Annotated in this window: 12 protein-coding genes and 1 tRNA gene; 10 read left to right on the top strand and 3 right to left on the bottom strand. The window is 69.2% G+C overall.

The genetic code is table 11. The annotated features are described in order from the left end of the window. Positions 1-109 precede the first annotated feature (109 nt). On the bottom strand, positions 110-2,845 hold the full coding sequence (gene polA / locus ACFZCY_RS08245; RefSeq protein WP_391170189.1) for a DNA polymerase I: 2,736 nt from the start codon (positions 2,843-2,845) through the stop codon (positions 110-112). A 146-nt stretch (positions 2,846-2,991) separates the two neighbouring features. Here polA and ACFZCY_RS08240 point away from each other — a divergent pair, with 146 nt between their 5' ends. The 7 genes from ACFZCY_RS08240 to ACFZCY_RS08210 all read left to right on the top strand — a co-directional run bounded on the left by ACFZCY_RS08240 (position 2,992) and on the right by ACFZCY_RS08210 (position 11,987). After that, positions 2,992-5,286: an FdhF/YdeP family oxidoreductase gene (locus tag ACFZCY_RS08240; protein ID WP_391170188.1), complete on the top strand. Its 2,295-nt coding sequence runs from the start codon at positions 2,992-2,994 to the stop codon at positions 5,284-5,286. A 116-nt stretch (positions 5,287-5,402) separates the two neighbouring features. Then, positions 5,403-5,873 (top strand): hotdog fold thioesterase, encoded by a 471-nt coding sequence (locus ACFZCY_RS08235; protein WP_123106570.1) that lies wholly within the window; start codon positions 5,403-5,405, stop codon positions 5,871-5,873. A 517-nt stretch (positions 5,874-6,390) separates the two neighbouring features. Further along, positions 6,391-7,620, top strand: coding sequence for an ABC transporter substrate-binding protein (locus ACFZCY_RS08230; RefSeq protein WP_391170187.1), 1,230 nt, complete (start codon positions 6,391-6,393; stop codon positions 7,618-7,620). A gap of 102 nt (positions 7,621-7,722) precedes the next feature. Next, complete coding sequence (locus ACFZCY_RS08225; protein WP_361485412.1) at positions 7,723-8,655, top strand: branched-chain amino acid ABC transporter permease; 933 nt, start codon at positions 7,723-7,725, stop codon at positions 8,653-8,655. 13 nt (positions 8,656-8,668) lie between these two features. Further along, positions 8,669-10,405, top strand: a complete 1,737-nt coding sequence (locus ACFZCY_RS08220; protein WP_391170186.1) for a branched-chain amino acid ABC transporter permease — start codon at positions 8,669-8,671, stop codon at positions 10,403-10,405. After that, on the top strand, positions 10,402-11,274 hold the full coding sequence (locus ACFZCY_RS08215) for an ATP-binding cassette domain-containing protein (protein WP_391170185.1): 873 nt from the start codon (positions 10,402-10,404) through the stop codon (positions 11,272-11,274). The genes ACFZCY_RS08220 and ACFZCY_RS08215 overlap by 4 nt, the downstream gene beginning before the upstream one ends. Continuing rightward, on the top strand, positions 11,271-11,987 hold the full coding sequence (locus ACFZCY_RS08210) for an ATP-binding cassette domain-containing protein (protein WP_391170184.1): 717 nt from the start codon (positions 11,271-11,273) through the stop codon (positions 11,985-11,987). The genes ACFZCY_RS08215 and ACFZCY_RS08210 overlap by 4 nt, the downstream gene beginning before the upstream one ends. Positions 11,988-12,033: 46 nt before the next feature. Here ACFZCY_RS08210 and ACFZCY_RS08205 read toward each other — a convergent pair whose 3' ends face one another. Further along, a complete protein-coding gene (locus tag ACFZCY_RS08205; protein WP_391170438.1) occupies positions 12,034-12,633 on the bottom strand; it encodes a response regulator in 600 nt (199 codons plus the stop codon). 142 nt (positions 12,634-12,775) lie between these two features. Between ACFZCY_RS08205 and ACFZCY_RS08200 the strand changes: the two genes are divergently transcribed. Together ACFZCY_RS08200 and ACFZCY_RS08195 are read left to right on the top strand one after the other, a co-directional pair. Then, positions 12,776-12,850: transfer RNA gene (locus ACFZCY_RS08200), tRNA-Leu, on the top strand. 109 nt (positions 12,851-12,959) lie between these two features. Beyond that, entirely contained in the window at positions 12,960-13,718 is a 759-nt protein-coding gene (locus tag ACFZCY_RS08195) for a transcriptional regulator (protein WP_391170183.1), read from the top strand. Between the two features lie 29 nt (positions 13,719-13,747). On the opposite strand, the gene pyk is transcribed toward ACFZCY_RS08195, so the two are convergent. Further along, positions 13,748-15,178: a pyruvate kinase gene (pyk, locus tag ACFZCY_RS08190; RefSeq protein ID WP_391170182.1), complete on the bottom strand. Its 1,431-nt coding sequence runs from the start codon at positions 15,176-15,178 to the stop codon at positions 13,748-13,750. Positions 15,179-15,443: 265 nt separating this feature from the next. Here pyk and ACFZCY_RS08185 point away from each other — a divergent pair, with 265 nt between their 5' ends. Next, positions 15,444-17,258 carry a 5'-nucleotidase C-terminal domain-containing protein gene (locus ACFZCY_RS08185; RefSeq protein WP_391170181.1) on the top strand — a complete coding sequence of 605 codons (1,815 nt, stop codon included), beginning with the start codon at positions 15,444-15,446 and terminating at the stop codon, positions 17,256-17,258. Positions 17,259-17,267: the final 9 nt, after the last annotated feature.

The following is a 17,267-nucleotide window of genomic DNA, read 5'->3' as shown; positions in this document are numbered from 1 at the left end:
TGGTGACACTACGACAACTTAGGGCCCGCGACCACCGCTGCCTACCGCCTGTCAGCGGCCATTCGGGGGTGAACACTTGGCCGATTCCGCCAGTTCCGCCAGCCGCCCCTCAGTGCGCGGCCGACTCCCAGTCGGCGCCGACGCCCACCGACACATCCAGCGGAGCGCGCAGTTGGAAGGCACCGGCCATCTCGCGCCGCACCAGCTCCTCGACCCGCTCCCGCTCCCCCGGCGCGATCTCCAGCACGATTTCGTCGTGCACCTGGAGCAGCATCCGCGACGAGAGTTCGCCCGCCGTCAACGCGGCGTCCACCTTCAGCATCGCGATCTTGACGATGTCGGCGGCGGTGCCCTGGATCGGGGCGTTGAGCGCCATCCGCTCGGCCATCTCGCGGCGCTGCCGGTTGTCGCTGTTGAGATCGGGGAGGTAACGGCGGCGGCCGAGCATGGTCTCCGTGTAGCCGGTGGCGCGCGCCTCCTCCACGACCCGCTGCAGATAGTCGCGGACGCCGCCGAACCGCTCGAAGAAGTTCTCCATCAGCCGCCGCGCCTCGTCCGCGCCGATGCCCAGCTGCTGGGAGAGGCCGAACGCCGAGAGCCCGTACGCCAGGCCGTACGACATGGCCTTGATCTTGCGCCGCATCTCCGGGTCGACCTCGGACTTGTCGACGGAGAACACCTGGGAGGCGACCGTGGTGTGCAGGTCCTCACCGGAGGTGAACGCCTCGATCAGGCCCTCGTCCTCGGAGAGATGGGCCATCACGCGCAGCTCGATCTGGCTGTAGTCGGCGGTCATCAGCGATTCGAAGCCCTCGCCGACGACGAAGCCGCGCCGGATCGCCCGGCCCTCGTCCGTACGCACCGGGATGTTCTGCAGGTTGGGGTCGGTCGACGACAGCCGGCCGGTCGCCGCCACGGTCTGGTTGAAGGTGGTGTGGATGCGGCCACTGGGGGAGATCGTCTTGATCAGCCCCTCCACGGTGGAGCGCAGCCGGGCCTGCTCCCGGTGGCGCAGCATGATCACCGGGAGTTCGTGGTCGGTCTGCGCGGCCAGCCACGCGAGCGCGTCGGCGTCCGTGGTGTACCCGGTCTTGGTCTTCTTGGTCTTGGGCAGGCCCAGCTCGCCGAAGAGCACTTCCTGGAGCTGCTTGGGCGAGCCGAGGTTGAACTCGTGGCCCACCGCGGCGTGCGCCTCCTTCACCGCCTGCTGGACGGCGCCCGCGAACTGCTGCTCCATGCGGTCCAGCCAGCCGCGGTCGGCGGCGATACCGGAGCGCTCCAGCCGGGACAGCAGCTCGGAGGTGGGCAGCTCCACATCGCTCAGCAGCCCGGCAGCGCCGACCTCCGCCAGCCGCCCCCGGAACGCCTCGCCGAGGTCGAGGACCGTACGCGCCTTGATCATCAGGGCGTCCTGCTCGGCCTGTTCGTCGGCGCCGAAGGCGAGCTGCCCGCTGTCCGCTGCCGCCGCCGGGGACAGCTCACGGCCCAGGTACTCGACCGACAGCGCGTCCAGCTCGAAGGAACGGCGGCCCGGCTTGACCAGATAGGCGGCCAGCGCGGTGTCCATCGAGACGCCCGCGACGGACCAGCCGTGCTCGGCGAAGACCCGCATGGTGCCCTTGGCGTTGTGCAGCACCTTCGGCCGGTCCGGATCCGCGATCCAGGCCGCGAAGGCCCGCTCGTCGGTCTCGTCCAGCTCCGAGGGGTCGAAGCAGACGGCGGGCCCGCCCGCGGAGGCCAGCGCGATCTCGCTGACGCTGCCGCTGCCCAGCGCCCAGGTGTCCACGGCGGCCAGACCCAGCGGCTCGGCGCCGCGCTCCGTCAGCCAGGGCGCCAGCTCGCCCGCGCCCAGAGTCACCCCGTCGACCTCGACGCCGGGGGCCGCGGCGGCCGGCTCCTCCTCGGCCGCGCCGGGGTCGACGGCCAGGATGCGGTCGCGGAAGTTCTGGTGGCGGAACTCCAGCGCGTCCATGACCACGGCCATCGCGGCCCGGTCGTACGGGACGCGCTTGAGACCGTCCGGGCCGACGCCCAGCTCGACGTCCCTGACCAGCTCGGTCAGCTGCCGGTTGAGCTTCACGGCCTCCAGGTGGTCGCGCAGCTTCTCGCCGACCTTGCCCTTGACCTCGTCGACCCGCTCCACCAGCTCCTGGAACGACCCGAACTGGTTGATCCACTTCGCGGCGGTCTTCTCGCCGACCCCCGGGATGCCGGGCAGGTTGTCCGACGGGTCGCCGCGCAGCGCCGCGAAGTCGGGGTACTGGCGCGGGGTGAGCCCGTACTTCTCCTGGACCTTCTCCGGGGTGAACCGGGTCAGCTCGGAGACGCCCTTGGTCGGGTAGAGGACCGTGACATGGTCGCTGACCAGCTGGAACGAATCGCGGTCACCGGTGACGATCAGCACCTCGAAGCCCTCGGCCTCGGCCTGGGTGGCCAGGGTGGCGATCACATCGTCCGCCTCGAAGCCGTCCACCGCGAAGCGCGTGACGTTCATCGTGTCCAGCAGCTCGCCGATCAGCTCGACCTGCCCCTTGAACTCGTCCGGGGTCTTGGAGCGGTTCGCCTTGTACTCCGTGAACTGCTCGGAGCGCCAGGTCTTGCGCGAGACGTCGAACGCCACCGCCAGGTGCGTGGGCTGCTCATCACGGAGCGTGTTCGCCAGCATCGAGGTGAAGCCGTAGATCGCGTTGGTCGTCTGGCCGGTGGTCGTGCTGAAATTTTCCGCCGGCAGCGCGAAGAACGCCCGGTATGCCAGGGAATGCCCGTCCAGCAGGAGCAGGCGGGGACGGTCCCCCGGGCGGTCGGGCGCGGGCGCTGCGGTCTTCTTCGATGCTTTCTCTGCCACGACCCCGATCCTGCCACGCCCCACCGACAACGCCTCCCGCCTCCCACTCCCTCCGGCCCACCGCACCGGGTGGTCCCAAAGTCCGTGACTCATGAAAGGATCGAGGGGGGACAGGCACCCAACCACGGCGGAAAAAGGGGAGCGACATGGCAGCCAAGCCACCCGCAGGCGATCCGGTCCAGGACGCGCCCGAGGTCGCACCCCCGCAACACGCCGCCGCCGGGCTCCCCGCGGTCGGTCACTCACTGCGCATCGCCCAGCAGCAGATGGGGGTGCGCCGCACCGCGCTCACCCTCCTCCAGGTCAACCAGAAGAAGGGCTTCGACTGCCCGGGCTGCGCCTGGCCCGAGCCGGACAAACGGCACGCGGCCGAGTTCTGCGAGAACGGCGCGAAGGCCGTCGCCGAGGAGGCGACCCTGCGCCGGGTCACCCCCGACTTCTTCGCCGCCCACCCGGTGGCCGACCTCGCCACCCGCAGCGGCTACTGGCTGGGCCAGCAGGGCCGGCTCACCCAGCCCATGTACCTGCCCGAGGGCGCCGAGGCCTACGAGCCGGTCAGCTGGGACCGCGCGTTCGACATCATCGCCGACGAACTGCAGGCCCTGGCCTCCCCCGACGAGGCCGTCTTCTACACCTCCGGCCGCACCAGCAACGAGGCCGCCTTCCTCTACCAGCTCTTCGCCCGCGAGTTCGGCACCAACAACCTGCCGGACTGCTCCAACATGTGCCACGAGTCCTCGGGCTCGGCGCTCACCGAGACCCTGGGCGTCGGCAAGGGCAGCGTGCTGCTGGAGGACCTCTACAAGGCCGACCTGATCGTCGTCGCCGGGCAGAACCCGGGCACCAACCATCCGCGCATGCTCTCCGCGCTGGAGAAGGCGAAGACCAACGGCGCGAAGATCATCTCCATCAACCCGCTGCCCGAGGCGGGTCTGGAGCGGTTCAAGAACCCGCAGAACGCCAAGGGGCTCGCGGGCGGCGGCACCTCGCTCACCGACCTCTTCCTGCAGATCCGGATCGGCGGCGACCAGGCCTTCTTCCGCCTCCTCAACAAGCTGATCCTGGAGGCTTCCGACAACGCCCCGGGCGTCATCGACGAGGACTTCATCGCCAAGCACACCCACGGCTTCGAGGACTTCGCCGCCGCCGCCCGCGACGCCGACTGGGACGAGACGCTGCGCGCCACCGGCCTGGAGCGGGCCGACATCGACCGCGCGCTGAGCATGGTCCTCGCCTCGAAGCGCACCATCGTCTGCTGGGCCATGGGCCTGACCCAGCACAAGCACTCGGTGCCCACCATCCGGGAGGTCGTGAACTTCCTGCTGCTGCGCGGCAACGTCGGCCGCCCCGGCGCCGGGGTGTGCCCGGTGCGCGGCCACAGCAATGTGCAGGGCGACCGCACCATGGGCATCTTCGAGCGGCCCGCGCCCGCCTTCCTGGACGCCCTGGAGAAGGAGTTCGGCTTCGCGCCGCCGCGCGAGCACGGCTTCGACGTCGTCCGCGCCATCCGCGCGATGCGCGACGGCGAGGCCAAGGTCTTCTTCGCCATGGGCGGCAACTTCGTGGCCGCCTCCCCCGACACCGACGTCACCGAGGCCGCGATGCGCGCCGCCCGGCTGACCGTCCACGTCTCCACCAAGCTCAACCGCTCCCACGTGGTCACCGGCGCCCGCGCCCTGATCCTGCCCACCCTCGGCCGCACCGAGCGGGACGTCCAGGACGGCGGACCGCAGTTCGTCACCGTCGAGGACTCGATGGGCATGGTGCACGCCTCGCGCGGACGCCTGGAGCCCGCGAGCCCCCACCTGCTCTCCGAACCGGCCATCGTCGCCCGGCTGGCCCGGCGCGTGCTCGGCCCCCGGAGCACCACCCCGTGGGAGGAGTTCGCCAAGGACTACGCCGCGATCCGTGACCGCATCGCGGCCGTCATCCCCGGCTTCGAGGACTTCAACGCCAAGGTGAGCGACCCGTCCGGGTTCGCCCTGCCGCACGCCCCCCGGGACAGCCGCAGCTTCCCCACCACCACCGGCAAGGCCAACTTCACCGACGCCCCCGTCGAGTACCCGACCGCCCCCGAGGGCCGGCTGCTGCTGCAGACCCTCCGCTCCCACGACCAGTACAACACCACCATCTACGGCCTGGACGACCGCTACCGCGGCATCAAGAACGGCCGTCGCGTGGTCCTGGTGCACCCCGAGGACGCCCGCGCCCTGGGGCTCGCCGACGGTTCGTACGCCGACCTGATCAGCGAGTGGACGGACGGCGTGGAGCGCCGCGCCCCCGGCTTCCGGGTGGTCCACTACCCGACCGCGCGCGGCTGCGCCGCCGCGTACTACCCGGAGACCAACGTGCTGGTCCCGCTGGACGCCACCGCCGACACCAGCAACACCCCGGCCAGCAAGTCCGTGGTGGTCCGGCTGGAACAGACCCGCCCCGCCTGATGGACCACCCCGTCTAAGCGTTCGCTCAGTCGCCTGATATGAAGGTGGCCATCACCAGCAGGTGGCCACCGTCAGCGCGGGTGGTCACCGTCAGCAGACGAACGGAGCCGGTCCCGATGGGCGAGCAGGCCAGCGTGAAGTTCCCGCAAGAGGTCATCGACGAGTACGCGGCACTCGGCGTCGACCTCCTCGCGCTGTTCTCCGCGGGTCACCTCGGCACCCGCATGGGCGTGCAGATCCTCGAGGCCTCCGCGGAGCGGGTGGTGGGCACCATGCCCGTGGAGGGCAACACCCAGCCGTACGGACTGCTGCACGGCGGCGCCTCCGCCGTGCTGGCCGAGACCCTCGGCTCGGTCGGCTCGATGCTGCACGGCGGCAGCGGCCGGATCGCCGTGGGCGTCGACCTCAACTGCACCCACCACCGCGGGGTGCGCTCCGGCCTGGTCACCGGCGTCGCCACGCCCGTCCACCGGGGGCGCTCGACCGCCACGTACGAGATCGTCATCAGCGACGAGCAGGACCGCCGGGTGTGCACCGCCCGGCTGACGTGCCTGCTGCGCGAGGCGGAGGGCCTGCCGAAGCCGTAACACCCCACCTCACCCAGCGGAAGCGGCACCCCGGACTGTCCGGGGTGCCGCTTCCGTTTGCGCGCAGGTCTGGATGCGGGCGGCTGGAATCACTCGCACCAGTTGTAACAATACGTAATCTCTGCGCAATACAAGATCGAGCGATTTCACTCCGCGACGTCATCCATGAGACCCCCCGTCGCCGCCACGGGCACGCGCCTCCACACTTCGTTCACGAGTGCCCGCGACTCCTTAGCGGAACTGCAGCTTCTCACTATCTGGACCTCACGAGTTGTCCGTAAACACCGGCTTCGTCCTTTCCGTTCCGCTACACCGACACACGAACGTGACCTGGGTCATAACAAGACAGTCACATCATGGCCCGCACCCTGCCCTCCGTTGCGCCCCGCGCTTACATTCACAGCCAGTCACGACCCCCGACAGGTGTTCGCCAGCACCTGTACGGCTGTAACAGATCCACCGGCGCGGACACGGCGTCCCATCCCGAGGGGCGGCCGGGCCAGGGAAAGGATTCTTCGTGCGACAGCGTTCCTTGCTCATCCTGACGACCGCGATCACCGCGGGAGCCCTCACTCTCAGCGCCTGCGGTTCGCGCGGCCAGACCGACAGCGGCGACAAGAACAAGAAGACCACCGTCGTCATCGGCGTCGACGCCCCGCTCACCGGCTCGCTGTCGGCACTCGGCCAGGGCATCAAGAACTCCGTCGACCTCGCCGCCAAGGTGGCCAACAAGCAGAAGGAGGTCCCCGGCGTCACCTTCAAGATCAAGTCCTATGACGACCAGGCGGTGCCGTCCTCCGGCAAGCAGAACGCCACCTCGATGGTGGACGAGGACGCCATCCTCGGCACGGTCGGCCCGCTGAACTCCGGCGTCGCCCAGTCCATGCAGGGCGTCTTCGCCAAGGCGGACCTGGCCGAGGTCTCCCCCGCCAACACCAACCCGGCGCTGAGCCAGGGCGACGCCTGGGCCTCGGGCAAGAAGTCCCGCCCCTTCAAGACCTACTTCCGCACCGCGACCACCGACATCATCCAGGGCCGCTTCGCCGCGCAGTACTACTACAAGGACGCGAAGAAGCGGAAGGTCTTCGTCATCGACGACAAGCAGACCTACGGCGCCGGACTCGCCAAGATCTTCGCCCAGGAGTTCAAGCGCCTCGGCGGCACGGTCGTCGGCACCGATCACCTCACCGTCAAGGAGACCGACTTCTCCGGCATCGCGGGCAAGGTCAGGTCCAGCGGCGCCGACTCGGTCTACTTCGGCGGCCAGTACCCCGAGGGCGGGCTGCTGTCCGACCAGGTCAAGCAGGCCGGCGCGCAGGTCCCCGTGATGGGCGGCGACGGCATCTACGACCCCGCCTTCATCAAGGCGTCCGGCACCAGCAACGACGGTGACCTCGCGACCTCCGTCGGCTACCCCGTCGAAGACCTCGCCTCCGCCAGGACGTTCGTCAAGAACTACGCGGCCCAGAACTACAAGGACCCGTACGGGGCGTACGGCGGCTACTCCTACGACGCCGCCTGGGCCATCATCCAGGCCGTCAAGGCCGTCGTCGCGGACAACGACGGCAAGCTCCCCGACGACGCCCGCGCCAAGATCACCGAGGCGCTGAACAAGGTCTCCTTCGACGGCGTCACCGGCAAGGTCTCCTTCGACCAATACGGCGACACCACCAACAAGCAGCTGACCGTCTACCAGGTGAAGAACGGCGCCTGGAAGGACGTCAAGAGCGAGACCTTCAAGGACTGACCCCGGGGCAACCCCCCGCCCACCAGCAACGCAACCGCGCGAGGGCGCACACCAGCGCCCTCGCGCGGCGTCATATCCGACACGCTCATCGGAGGCCCTGCGGTGCACGAACTGCCGCAAACGCTGGTCAACGGCCTGACCCTCGGCGCCCTCTACGGTCTGATCGCCATCGGGTACACCATGGTCTACGGCATCGTCCAGCTCATCAACTTCGCCCACGGCGAGATCTTCATGATCGGGGGCTTCGGCGCCCTCACCGTCTACCTCTGGCTGCCCAGCGGCACCGCGCTTGCCCTGGCCCTGCCGCTCATGCTCATCGGCGGCATCCTCGCCTCGGTCGCCATCGCCACGGCCGCCGAACGCTTCGCCTACCGGCCCCTGCGCGGCGGCCCCCGGCTGGCCCCCCTGATCACCGCGATCGGCCTGTCCATCGCCCTCCAGCAGGCCGTCTGGGCCTTCTACCCCGACGCCAAGAAGGCCCGCAGCTTCCCCCAGTTCGAGGGCAGCTCATTCGAGATCACGGGCAGCCTGCACATCCAGCGCGGCGACGCGTTCCTGCTCATAGCCGCCCCGCTGTGCATGCTCGCCCTGGGGCTGTTCGTCTCCAGGAGCCGGGCCGGGCGCGCCATGCAGGCCACCGCGCAGGACCCCGACACCGCCAAGCTGATGGGCATCAACACCGACCGCATCATCGTGATGGCCTTCGCCATCGGCGGCGCGTTCGCCGCCGTCGCCGCCCTCTCCCACGGCCTCAAGTACGGCCAGATCAACTTCGAGATGGGCTTCATCGCCGGACTCAAGGCCTTCACCGCCGCCGTCCTCGGCGGCATCGGCAACATCTACGGCGCCATGCTCGGCGGCGTCGTCCTCGGCATCGCCGAGGCCCTGGCCATCAAATACATCCAGGACATCCCCGGAATGGACCAACTCGGCGGCGGGGCCTGGAAGGACGTCTGGGCCTTCACCCTGCTCATCGTCGTCCTGCTCGTCAGGCCCCAGGGGCTGCTCGGCGAACGCGTAGCGGACCGGGCGTGAAGGGAGTGAACCGATGACCACCGACCTCGGGAAGACCGCAGGGAGCACCCCGGCCCCGCGCACCACCCCGCTCAGGGCGCTCACCGCGGCCGGCGGCCTCGCCGCCATGGCCTCCACCTTCCTCGCCTGGACCTGGACCTCCGACTTCCCCGGCGACCTCACCGTCTACGGCTACCCCGGCGGCCTCCAGGTCCTCACCCTCGTCCTCGGCCTGGCCACCCTGCTGTTCGCGCTCGCCGCCCTGGACGTCCGGGGCTTGCGCTGGCTCACCCCCGCCGGCTCCACCCGGGCCCTGCGGCTGCTGGCCCTCGGCACCTTCGCCACCACCTGGTTCACCCTCATCGCCATCGCCGTCGACCAAGGCGGCCTGGTCAACCTGGAACCGGGCGGCTGGGTCGCCGCCGTCGCCTCCGCCGCGCCCGTCGCCACCGCGTATCTGCTCACCGACGACACGCGGCCCGTCCGCCGCCCCCGGCAGCTCCCCTCCTGGGCCGACATCCTCATCATCGCGGCCGTCTTCACCCTCGGCCTCTACGTGGTCAACTACGGCATCCAGACCGACGAGGACAACCCCGAACCGTTCATCGGCTACCTCATCGCGCTCTGCTTCGCCACCACCGCGCTCCTCAAAGCCGGACTCATCACCCGGCTCAGCGGACTCACCAGCACCTACCGCTCCCTCACCCTGGTCGCGGCCCTGGTCACCGCGCTGGTCTTCCCCTTCACCCAGGACAAGGCCAGCTACACCGAACTCGGCGTCAACATCGCCATCTTCGCGACCGTCGCCCTCGGCCTGAACATCGTCGTCGGACTCGCCGGCCTCCTCGACCTCGGCTACGTCGCCTTCCTCGGCGTCGGCGCCTACACCGCCGCCCTGGTCTCCGGAACCGCCGCCTCCACCATCCACGTCACCTTCCCGTTCTGGGCCGCCATGCTCACCGGGGCCGCGGTCTCCCTCATCTTCGGCGTCGTCATCGGCGCCCCCACCCTGCGGCTGCGCGGCGACTACCTCGCCATCGTCACCCTCGGCTTCGGAGAGATCTTCCGCATCGCCGTCAGCAACCTCGACGGCACCTCGGGCCCCTCCGTCACCAACGGCCCCAACGGCGTCCCCAACATCCCGGCCCTGGAGATCTTCGGCTTCAACTTCGACGACGACCACAGCTTCGCCGGACTCACCCTCGACTCCAACAGCAACTACTACCTGCTGATGCTGCTCGTCACCGTCATCGTCGTCCTCATCTTCAGCCGGGCCGGGAACTCCCGCATCGGCCGCGCCTGGGTCGCCATCCGCGAGGACGAGACCGCCGCCACCGCCATGGGCATCAACGGCTTCCGCGTCAAACTCATCGCCTTCGCCCTCGGCGCCACCCTCGCCGGAGTCGCCGGCACCATCTGGGCCCACGTCCAGACCACCGTCGTCCCCGAGCAGTACGTCTTCGCCGGACCCGTCCCGCCCAACTCCACCTTCCTGCTCGCCGCCGTCATCCTCGGCGGCATGGGCACCATCGGCGGCCCCCTGCTGGGCGCGGCCCTGCTCTTCCTCATCCCCGAGAAGCTGGAATTCCTCCAGGACTACCAGCTCCTCGCCTTCGGCATCGCGCTCATCCTGCTGATGCGCTTCCGCCCCGAAGGGATCATCCCCAACCGGCGGCAGCAGCTCGAATACCACGAGACGGGACAGCTCGACGTGCCCGACCAGACCGCCCTCAGCGGCAGCGCCGTCGGCGTCACCAAGGCGGAGGCATGACAGACATGACCACGACCACCGTGGCGAAGGCCGCCCCCGTACTCACCGCGACCGGCGTCACCATGCGCTTCGGCGGACTCACCGCCGTACGCTCCGTCGACCTCGACGTCCACCCCGGGGAGATCGTCGGCCTCATCGGCCCCAACGGCGCGGGCAAGACCACCTTCTTCAACTGCCTCACCGGCCTCTACGTCCCCACCGAGGGCCGCGTCTCCTACCGGGGCACCGTCCTGCCGCCCAGACCTCATCTGGTCACCCAGGCCGGCATCGCCCGCACCTTCCAGAACATCCGCCTCTTCGCCAACATGACCGTCCTGGAAAACGTCCTGGTCGGCCGGCACACCCGCACCAAGGAAGGACTGTGGTCCGCCCTCCTGCGCGGCCCCGGCTTCAAACGCGCCGAAGCCGCCTCCACGGCACGGGCCATGGAACTCCTGGAGTTCACCGGCCTCGCCGCCAAGGCCGACCACCTCTCCCGCAACCTCCCCTACGGCGAACAGCGCAAGCTGGAGATCGCCCGCGCCCTGGCCAGCGACCCCGGACTGCTGCTCCTCGACGAGCCGACCGCGGGCATGAACCCCCAGGAGACCCGGGCCACCGAAGAACTCGTCTTCGCCATCCGCGACACGGGCACCGCCGTCCTCGTCATCGAGCACGACATGCGCTTCATCTTCCACCTGTGCGACCGGGTCGCCGTCCTCGTCCAGGGCGAGAAGCTGATCGAGGGCACCTCCGACGTCGTCCAGCGCGACGAACGCGTCATCGCCGCCTACCTCGGCACCCCCTTCGAGGGCGCGCCCGGCGCCGAGGAGGCCGCGGCGGTCGAGGCGGCCGAGGGCCACCACGTACGGACGGAGGACGGACAGTGACCGCACTGCTCGAGGTCGAGGACCTGAGGGTCGCCTACGGCAAGATCGAGGCCGTCAAGGGAATCTCGTTCAGCGTCGAGGCCGGCCAGGTCGTCACCCTCATCGGCACCAACGGCGCGGGCAAGACGACCACCCTGCGCACCCTCTCGGGCCTGCTCACCCCGCTCGGCGGCACCATCCGCTTCAACGGCAAGCCCCTGAGCGGCGTCCCCGCGCACAAGATCGTCGCCCTGGGCCTGGCCCACTCCCCCGAGGGACGCCGCATCTTCCCCCGGCTGACGATCGCCGAGAACCTGCAGCTCGGCGCGTTCCTCCGCAAGGACGCCGACGCGATCGCCGCCGACGTACGGAAGGTGTACGACCTCTTCCCCATCCTCGGCGAACGCCGCACCCAGGCGGCCGGCACCCTCTCCGGCGGCGAACAGCAGATGCTCGCCATGGGCCGCGCCCTGATGTCCCGCCCCAAGCTGCTGATGCTCGACGAACCCTCGATGGGCCTCTCGCCGATCATGATGCAGAAGATCATGCAGACCATCGCCGAACTGAAGGCACAGGGCACCACGATCCTGCTGGTCGAGCAGAACGCCCAGGCGGCGCTGTCCCTCGCCGATCACGGCCATGTGATGGAGATCGGCAAGATCGTGCTGTCCGGCACCGGGGATGCGCTGCTGCACGACGAGTCCGTGCGCAAGGCGTACCTCGGCGAGGACTGAACGGGGGTGAGGGGAGGCCCGCCCGGGCCTCCCCTCACCCCCTTGATCACTGTTCCTTGGGCTCCTTGGCCTTCTTCTCCGCGGCGTCCTCGATGACCGCCTCGGCCACCTGCTGCATCGACAGCCGCCGGTCCATCGACGTCTTCTGGATCCAGCGGAACGCGGCCGGCTCGGTCAGCCCGTACTGGGTCTGCAGAACGCTCTTGGCCCGGTCCACCAGCTTGCGGGTCTCCAGCCGCTGGGAGAGGTCGGCGACCTCCTGCTCCAGCGTCTTCAGCTCGGTGAAGCGGGAGACGGCCATCTCGATGGCGGGCACCACGTCGCTCTTGCTGAACGGCTTCACCAGGTACGCCATCGCCCCGGCGTCCCGGGCCCGGTCGACCAGTTCGCGCTGCGAGAACGCGGTCAGCATGAGGACGGGCGCGATGCGGTCGGCCGCGATGCGCTCGGCGGCGGAAATCCCGTCCAGGACGGGCATCTTCACGTCGAGGATCACGAGGTCGGGCCGGTGCTCCCGAGCGAGCGCGACGGCCGTCTCGCCGTCTCCCGCCTCACCGACGACGGAGTACCCCTCCTCTTCGAGCATCTCCTTGAGGTCGAGACGGATGAGGGCCTCGTCCTCGGCGATGACGACGCGGGTCGTCATCGGTGGGACGTGCGACTGCGCGTCGGGGGCGTCAGCGGTACTCACTGTGCTCCTCGGGTTCCTGACAGGTGGGGCACCCCGAGCCTACCTAGCTGCGGTAAGGTGGACGCGCAGCGGGTCGTTGGTGACCTTCGAACCGTTGGCCCCGGTAGCCCAATTGGCAGCAGGCAATGGATTCAAAACCCATACAGTGTCGGTTCGAGTCCGACCCGGGGCACTTTTCCTTCGATTCCAAGGTCACCGGAGAATTGGCCCCTCTCACTCGATGAAGTGAACAATTCTTCGAGCGGGCATATGGCTGCCACGCTACCGCCAGGCTCGCAATCGTGTACGACCTCGAAACGCGTCAGCGGGCCCTCGCTCTCGTCGCCCAAGGCCGAAGCCTGAACTCCGTAAGCAAACAGACGGGGATATCCCGTTACGCGCTTCGCGCATGGCGGATCCAGCTGGAGCCGACGTCCCGTACGACCGCTTGCCCCAGATGCGCGCCCGCACCACGGCCGCCGGAAGACATCGCCGCCTACGCCTATCTACTGGGGCTCTATCTCGGCGACGGATGCGTAAGCCACCTGCGAAAGGGCGTGTACTTCCTGCGCATCGCGTGTGCGGATGCCTGGCCAGGCCTCATCGATGCTTGCGAGAGCGCGATGCGCGCCGTGCGCCCTGACAACAGTGTCTGCCGCGTCCAGCGTCAGGGCTGCGTCATGGTGACCGGCTACAGCAAGCACTGGCCATGCCTGTTTCCCCAGCACGGGCCGGGCAAGAAGCACCAGCGGCCCATCGTCCTGGAAGCCTGGCAGCGGGAGATCGTCGTGTCCCATCCCTGGGAGTTCATCCGGGGGCTGGTGCACTCCGACGGCTGCCGGATCACCAACTGGACAACCAAGATCATCGCCGGGGAGACCAAGCGCTATGAGTATCCCCGGTACTTCTTCACCAACCGGTCCGACGACATCCGGAAGCTCTGCACCGGCACGCTCGACCGGGTCGGGGTCGCATGGCGGCAGACCAACGCGTGGAACATCTCCGTCGCCCGCCGCGCCTCCGTCGCGCTCATGGACGCCCACGTCGGGCCGAAGTACTGAGTGCGGCACTTCGGCCCCGGGGTGCGGGATCAGCGGAGGTCGTCGGCGCCGATGTGGTGGACGCGGACCAGGTTGGTGGAGCCGGAGACGCCGGGCGGGGAGCCTGCCGTGATGACGACGAGATCGCCCTTCTGGCAGCGGCCCAGGCGGAGGAGCTCCTCGTCGACCTGGGCGACCATCTCGTCCGTGGAGTCGACGGTCGGGCCGAGGAAGGTTTCGACGCCCCAGGTCAGGTTGAGCTGGGAGCGGGTGTTGGGGTCCGGGGTGAAGGCCAGCAGGGGGATCGGGGAGCGGTAGCGGGAGAGGCGGCGGACGGTGTCCCCGGACTGGGTGAAGGCGACCAGGAACTTGGCGCCGAGGAAGTCGCCCATTTCGGCCGCCGCGCGGGCGACCGCGCCGCCCTGGGTGCGGGGCTTGTTGCGCTCGGTGAGCGGGGGGAGCCCCTTGGCGAGGATGTCCTCCTCGGCGGCGGTGACGATGCGGCCCATGGTCCGGACCGTGGCGATCGGGTATTTGCCGACGCTGGTCTCGCCGGAGAGCATCACCGCGTCCGTGCCGTCGATGACGGCGTTGGCGACGTCGGAGGCCTCCGCGCGGGTGGGGCGGGAGTTGTCGATCATCGAGTCGAGCATCTGCGTCGCGACGATCACCGGCTTCGCGTTCCGCTTCGCCAGCTTGATCGCGCGCTTCTGGACGATCGGCACCTGCTCCAGCGGCATTTCGACGCCGAGGTCGCCGCGGGCGACCATGATGCCGTCGAAGGCGTCGACGATCTTCTCCAGGTTCTCGACCGCCTGCGGCTTCTCGATCTTGGCGATGACGGGGAGCCGGCAGTCCTCCTCCTGCATCACCCGGTGCACGTCCACGACGTCGTCCCCGTTGCGGACGAAGGACAGGGCGATGATGTCGGCCCCGGTGCGCAGCGCCCAGCGCAGGTCCTCGATGTCCTTCTTGGAGAGGGCGGGGACGGAGACGGCCACGCCGGGCAGGTTGAGGCCCTTGTGGTCGGAGATCATCCCGCCTTCGATGACGATCGTGTGCACGCGCGGTCCGTCGACGTCGACGACCTCGAGGGTGACGCGGCCGTCGTCGACGAGGATGCGCTCACCCTTGCTGACGTCGTTGGCCAGCCCCTCGTAGGTGGTGCCGCAGCGAAAGCGGTCGCCTTCGATCGGCTCGACGGTGATGGTGAACTCGTCTCCGCGTTCAAGGAGTACGGGCCCCTCGTGGAAGCGGCCGAGCCGAATCTTCGGGCCTTGAAGGTCGGCGAGGATGCCGACGCTGCGACCGGTTTCCAGCGAGGCCTTGCGGACTCGCCGGTAACGCTCCTCGTGCTCGGCATAGGTGCCGTGGCTGAGGTTGAAGCGGGCCACGTCCATTCCGGCTTCGACGAGCGCCTTGATCTGCTCGTACGAGTCGGTCGCGGGTCCCAAAGTACAGACGATTTTTGCTCGGCGCATGCAGCCGAGCCTATGACTTACTCGCGGGTAAAGAACCGGAAAGTGGACACTCCCCCATGGCCTTTGCGTGGCGGGTTATCGACAACTAATGAAACGTGCGCGGGGGTGCTCCGATGAGCGATTCGGGGCCGGCGCACGGCCACCCTGTGCCGGGCGCTCGGCGTGCTCTGATCGCAACCTTTCGGGGGTGTCGCGGGCGGGTGCGGCTGCGCCAGAATCTACGCGCGTTGTGCTCATTTCGCAGGTATCCCAGGGGAGTTCAGCCATGCCGCTCGACCGTCGGACGTTTCTGGGCCGCACCGCGGCCACCAGCGCGGCGGCCGCGCTCGCCTCGGGCGCGGCCGCCGCTCCGGCCGAGGCGCGGGGCCACGGGCACGGGCGCGGGCGCGGGCGCGGACGTGAGCGGTACGAGTTCACCGTCATGGGCACCACCGATCTGCACGGCAACGTCTTCAACTGGGACTACTTCACGGACGCCGAGTTCGACGACGCGGTGCACAACGATGTCGGGCTCGCCAAGATCTCCACCCTGGTCGAGCAGGTCCGCCGGGAGAAGGGGCGGCGCAATACGCTGCTGATCGACGCGGGCGACACCATCCAGGGCACCCAGCTGTCGTACTACTACGCCAAGGTCGACCCGATCACCGGCGAGGGCGGCCCGGTGCATCCGATGGCGCAGGCGATGAACCTCATCGGCTACGACGCGGCGGCGCTCGGCAACCATGAGTTCAACTACGGCATCCCGGTGCTGCGGAAGTTCGAGGAGCAGTGCGACTTCCCGCTGCTGGGGGCGAACGCGCTGGACGCCACGTCGCTGCGGCCCGCCTTCCCGCCGTACTGGATGACCCGGCTGCGTACGCCCTGCGGCCGTGGGGTGAAGGTGGCGGTGCTGGGGCTGACGAACCCGGGGATCGCGATCTGGGACAAGGCGCATGTGCGGGGCAAGATGACGTTCCCGGGTCTGGAGGAGCAGGCGGCGAAGTGGGTGCCGCGGCTGCGTTCGATGGGCGCGGACGTGGTGCTCGTCTCGGCGCATTCGGGTACCAGTGGGACGTCGAGTTACGGCGATCAGCTGCCGTACGTGGAGAACGCGGCGGCGCTGGTGGCCGAGCGGGTGGCGGGTATCGACGCGATCCTGGTCGGGCACGCGCATGTGGAGATCGCCGAGCGCCGGGTGGTGAACAAGGAGACGGGCCGGGAGGTCGTGCTGTCCGAACCGCTCAAGTGGGGGCAGCGGCTGACGTGCTTCGACATCGGGGTGGAGTGGGCGCGGGGCCGCTGGCAGGTGGAGTCGGTGTCGGCGAAGGTGCTGAACTCCGCCTCGGTGGCGGAGGACCCGCGGCTGGTGGAGCTGCTGGGCGATGAGCACAGACGAGTCGTCGGGTACGTCAATCAGGTCATCGGCACCTCCACGGCGGCGATGACGGCCACGGAGGCGCCGTACAAGGACGCGCCGATCATCGACTTCATCAATCACGTGCAGCAGGAAGCCGTGAAGGCGGCGCTGGCGGGCACGGAGCACGCGGGGCTGCCGGTGCTGTCGCAGGCGTCGTGTTTCTCGCGCACGGCGCGGATCCCGGCCGGGGAGGTCACGATCCGGCAGGTGGCGGGGTTGTATCCGTTCGAGAACACGCTGGAGGCACGGGTGCTGACGGGCGCCCAGGTCAAGGACTATCTGGAGTTCTCGGCGCGGTATTACGCGCGGACCCCGGCGGGCGGCGATGTGGATCCGTCGAAGCTGACGAACGCCGACGACATCCCCGACTACAACTACGACGCGGTCAGCGGTCTGAGTTACGAGATCGACATCGCGAAGCCGGTGGGTTCGCGGATCGCCGCGCTGCGCTTCGACGGCAAGCCGGTCGAGGAGTCGGCGCGGTTCGTGCTGGCGGTGAACAACTACCGGGCGAGCGGCGGGGGCAACTTCCCGCATGTGGCCGCCGCCCAGCAGGTGTGGGCCAACTCGGAGGAGATCCGTAACACGATCATCGCGTGGGTGAAGGCGAACGGGACGATCGACGGGGCCGGGTTCGCGTCGGTGGACTGGAGGCTGACGCGCGACGGCACGCCGGTGTTCTGAGCAACGGCC

This window comes from Streptomyces sp. NPDC007983 (assembly GCF_042958345.1).
Lineage (GTDB): Bacteria > Actinomycetota > Actinomycetes > Streptomycetales > Streptomycetaceae > Streptomyces.
This window is presented reverse-complemented; position numbering and strand designations above follow the sequence as displayed.

Excerpts from the sequence above, each read along its gene's own strand:
- pyk (WP_391170182.1), bottom strand. The coding sequence starts at position 15,178 with ATGCGCCGAGCAAAAATCGTCTGTACTTTGGGACCCGCGACCGACTCG.
- ACFZCY_RS08240 (WP_391170188.1), top strand. The coding sequence starts at position 2,992 with ATGGCAGCCAAGCCACCCGCAGGCGATCCGGTCCAGGACGCGCCCGAG.
- ACFZCY_RS08235 (WP_123106570.1), top strand. The coding sequence starts at position 5,403 with ATGGGCGAGCAGGCCAGCGTGAAGTTCCCGCAAGAGGTCATCGACGAG.
- ACFZCY_RS08215 (WP_391170185.1), top strand. The coding sequence starts at position 10,402 with ATGACAGACATGACCACGACCACCGTGGCGAAGGCCGCCCCCGTACTC.
- ACFZCY_RS08205 (WP_391170438.1), bottom strand. The coding sequence starts at position 12,633 with ATGACGACCCGCGTCGTCATCGCCGAGGACGAGGCCCTCATCCGTCTC.
- ACFZCY_RS08220 (WP_391170186.1), top strand. The coding sequence starts at position 8,669 with ATGACCACCGACCTCGGGAAGACCGCAGGGAGCACCCCGGCCCCGCGC.
- ACFZCY_RS08185 (WP_391170181.1), top strand. The coding sequence starts at position 15,444 with ATGCCGCTCGACCGTCGGACGTTTCTGGGCCGCACCGCGGCCACCAGC.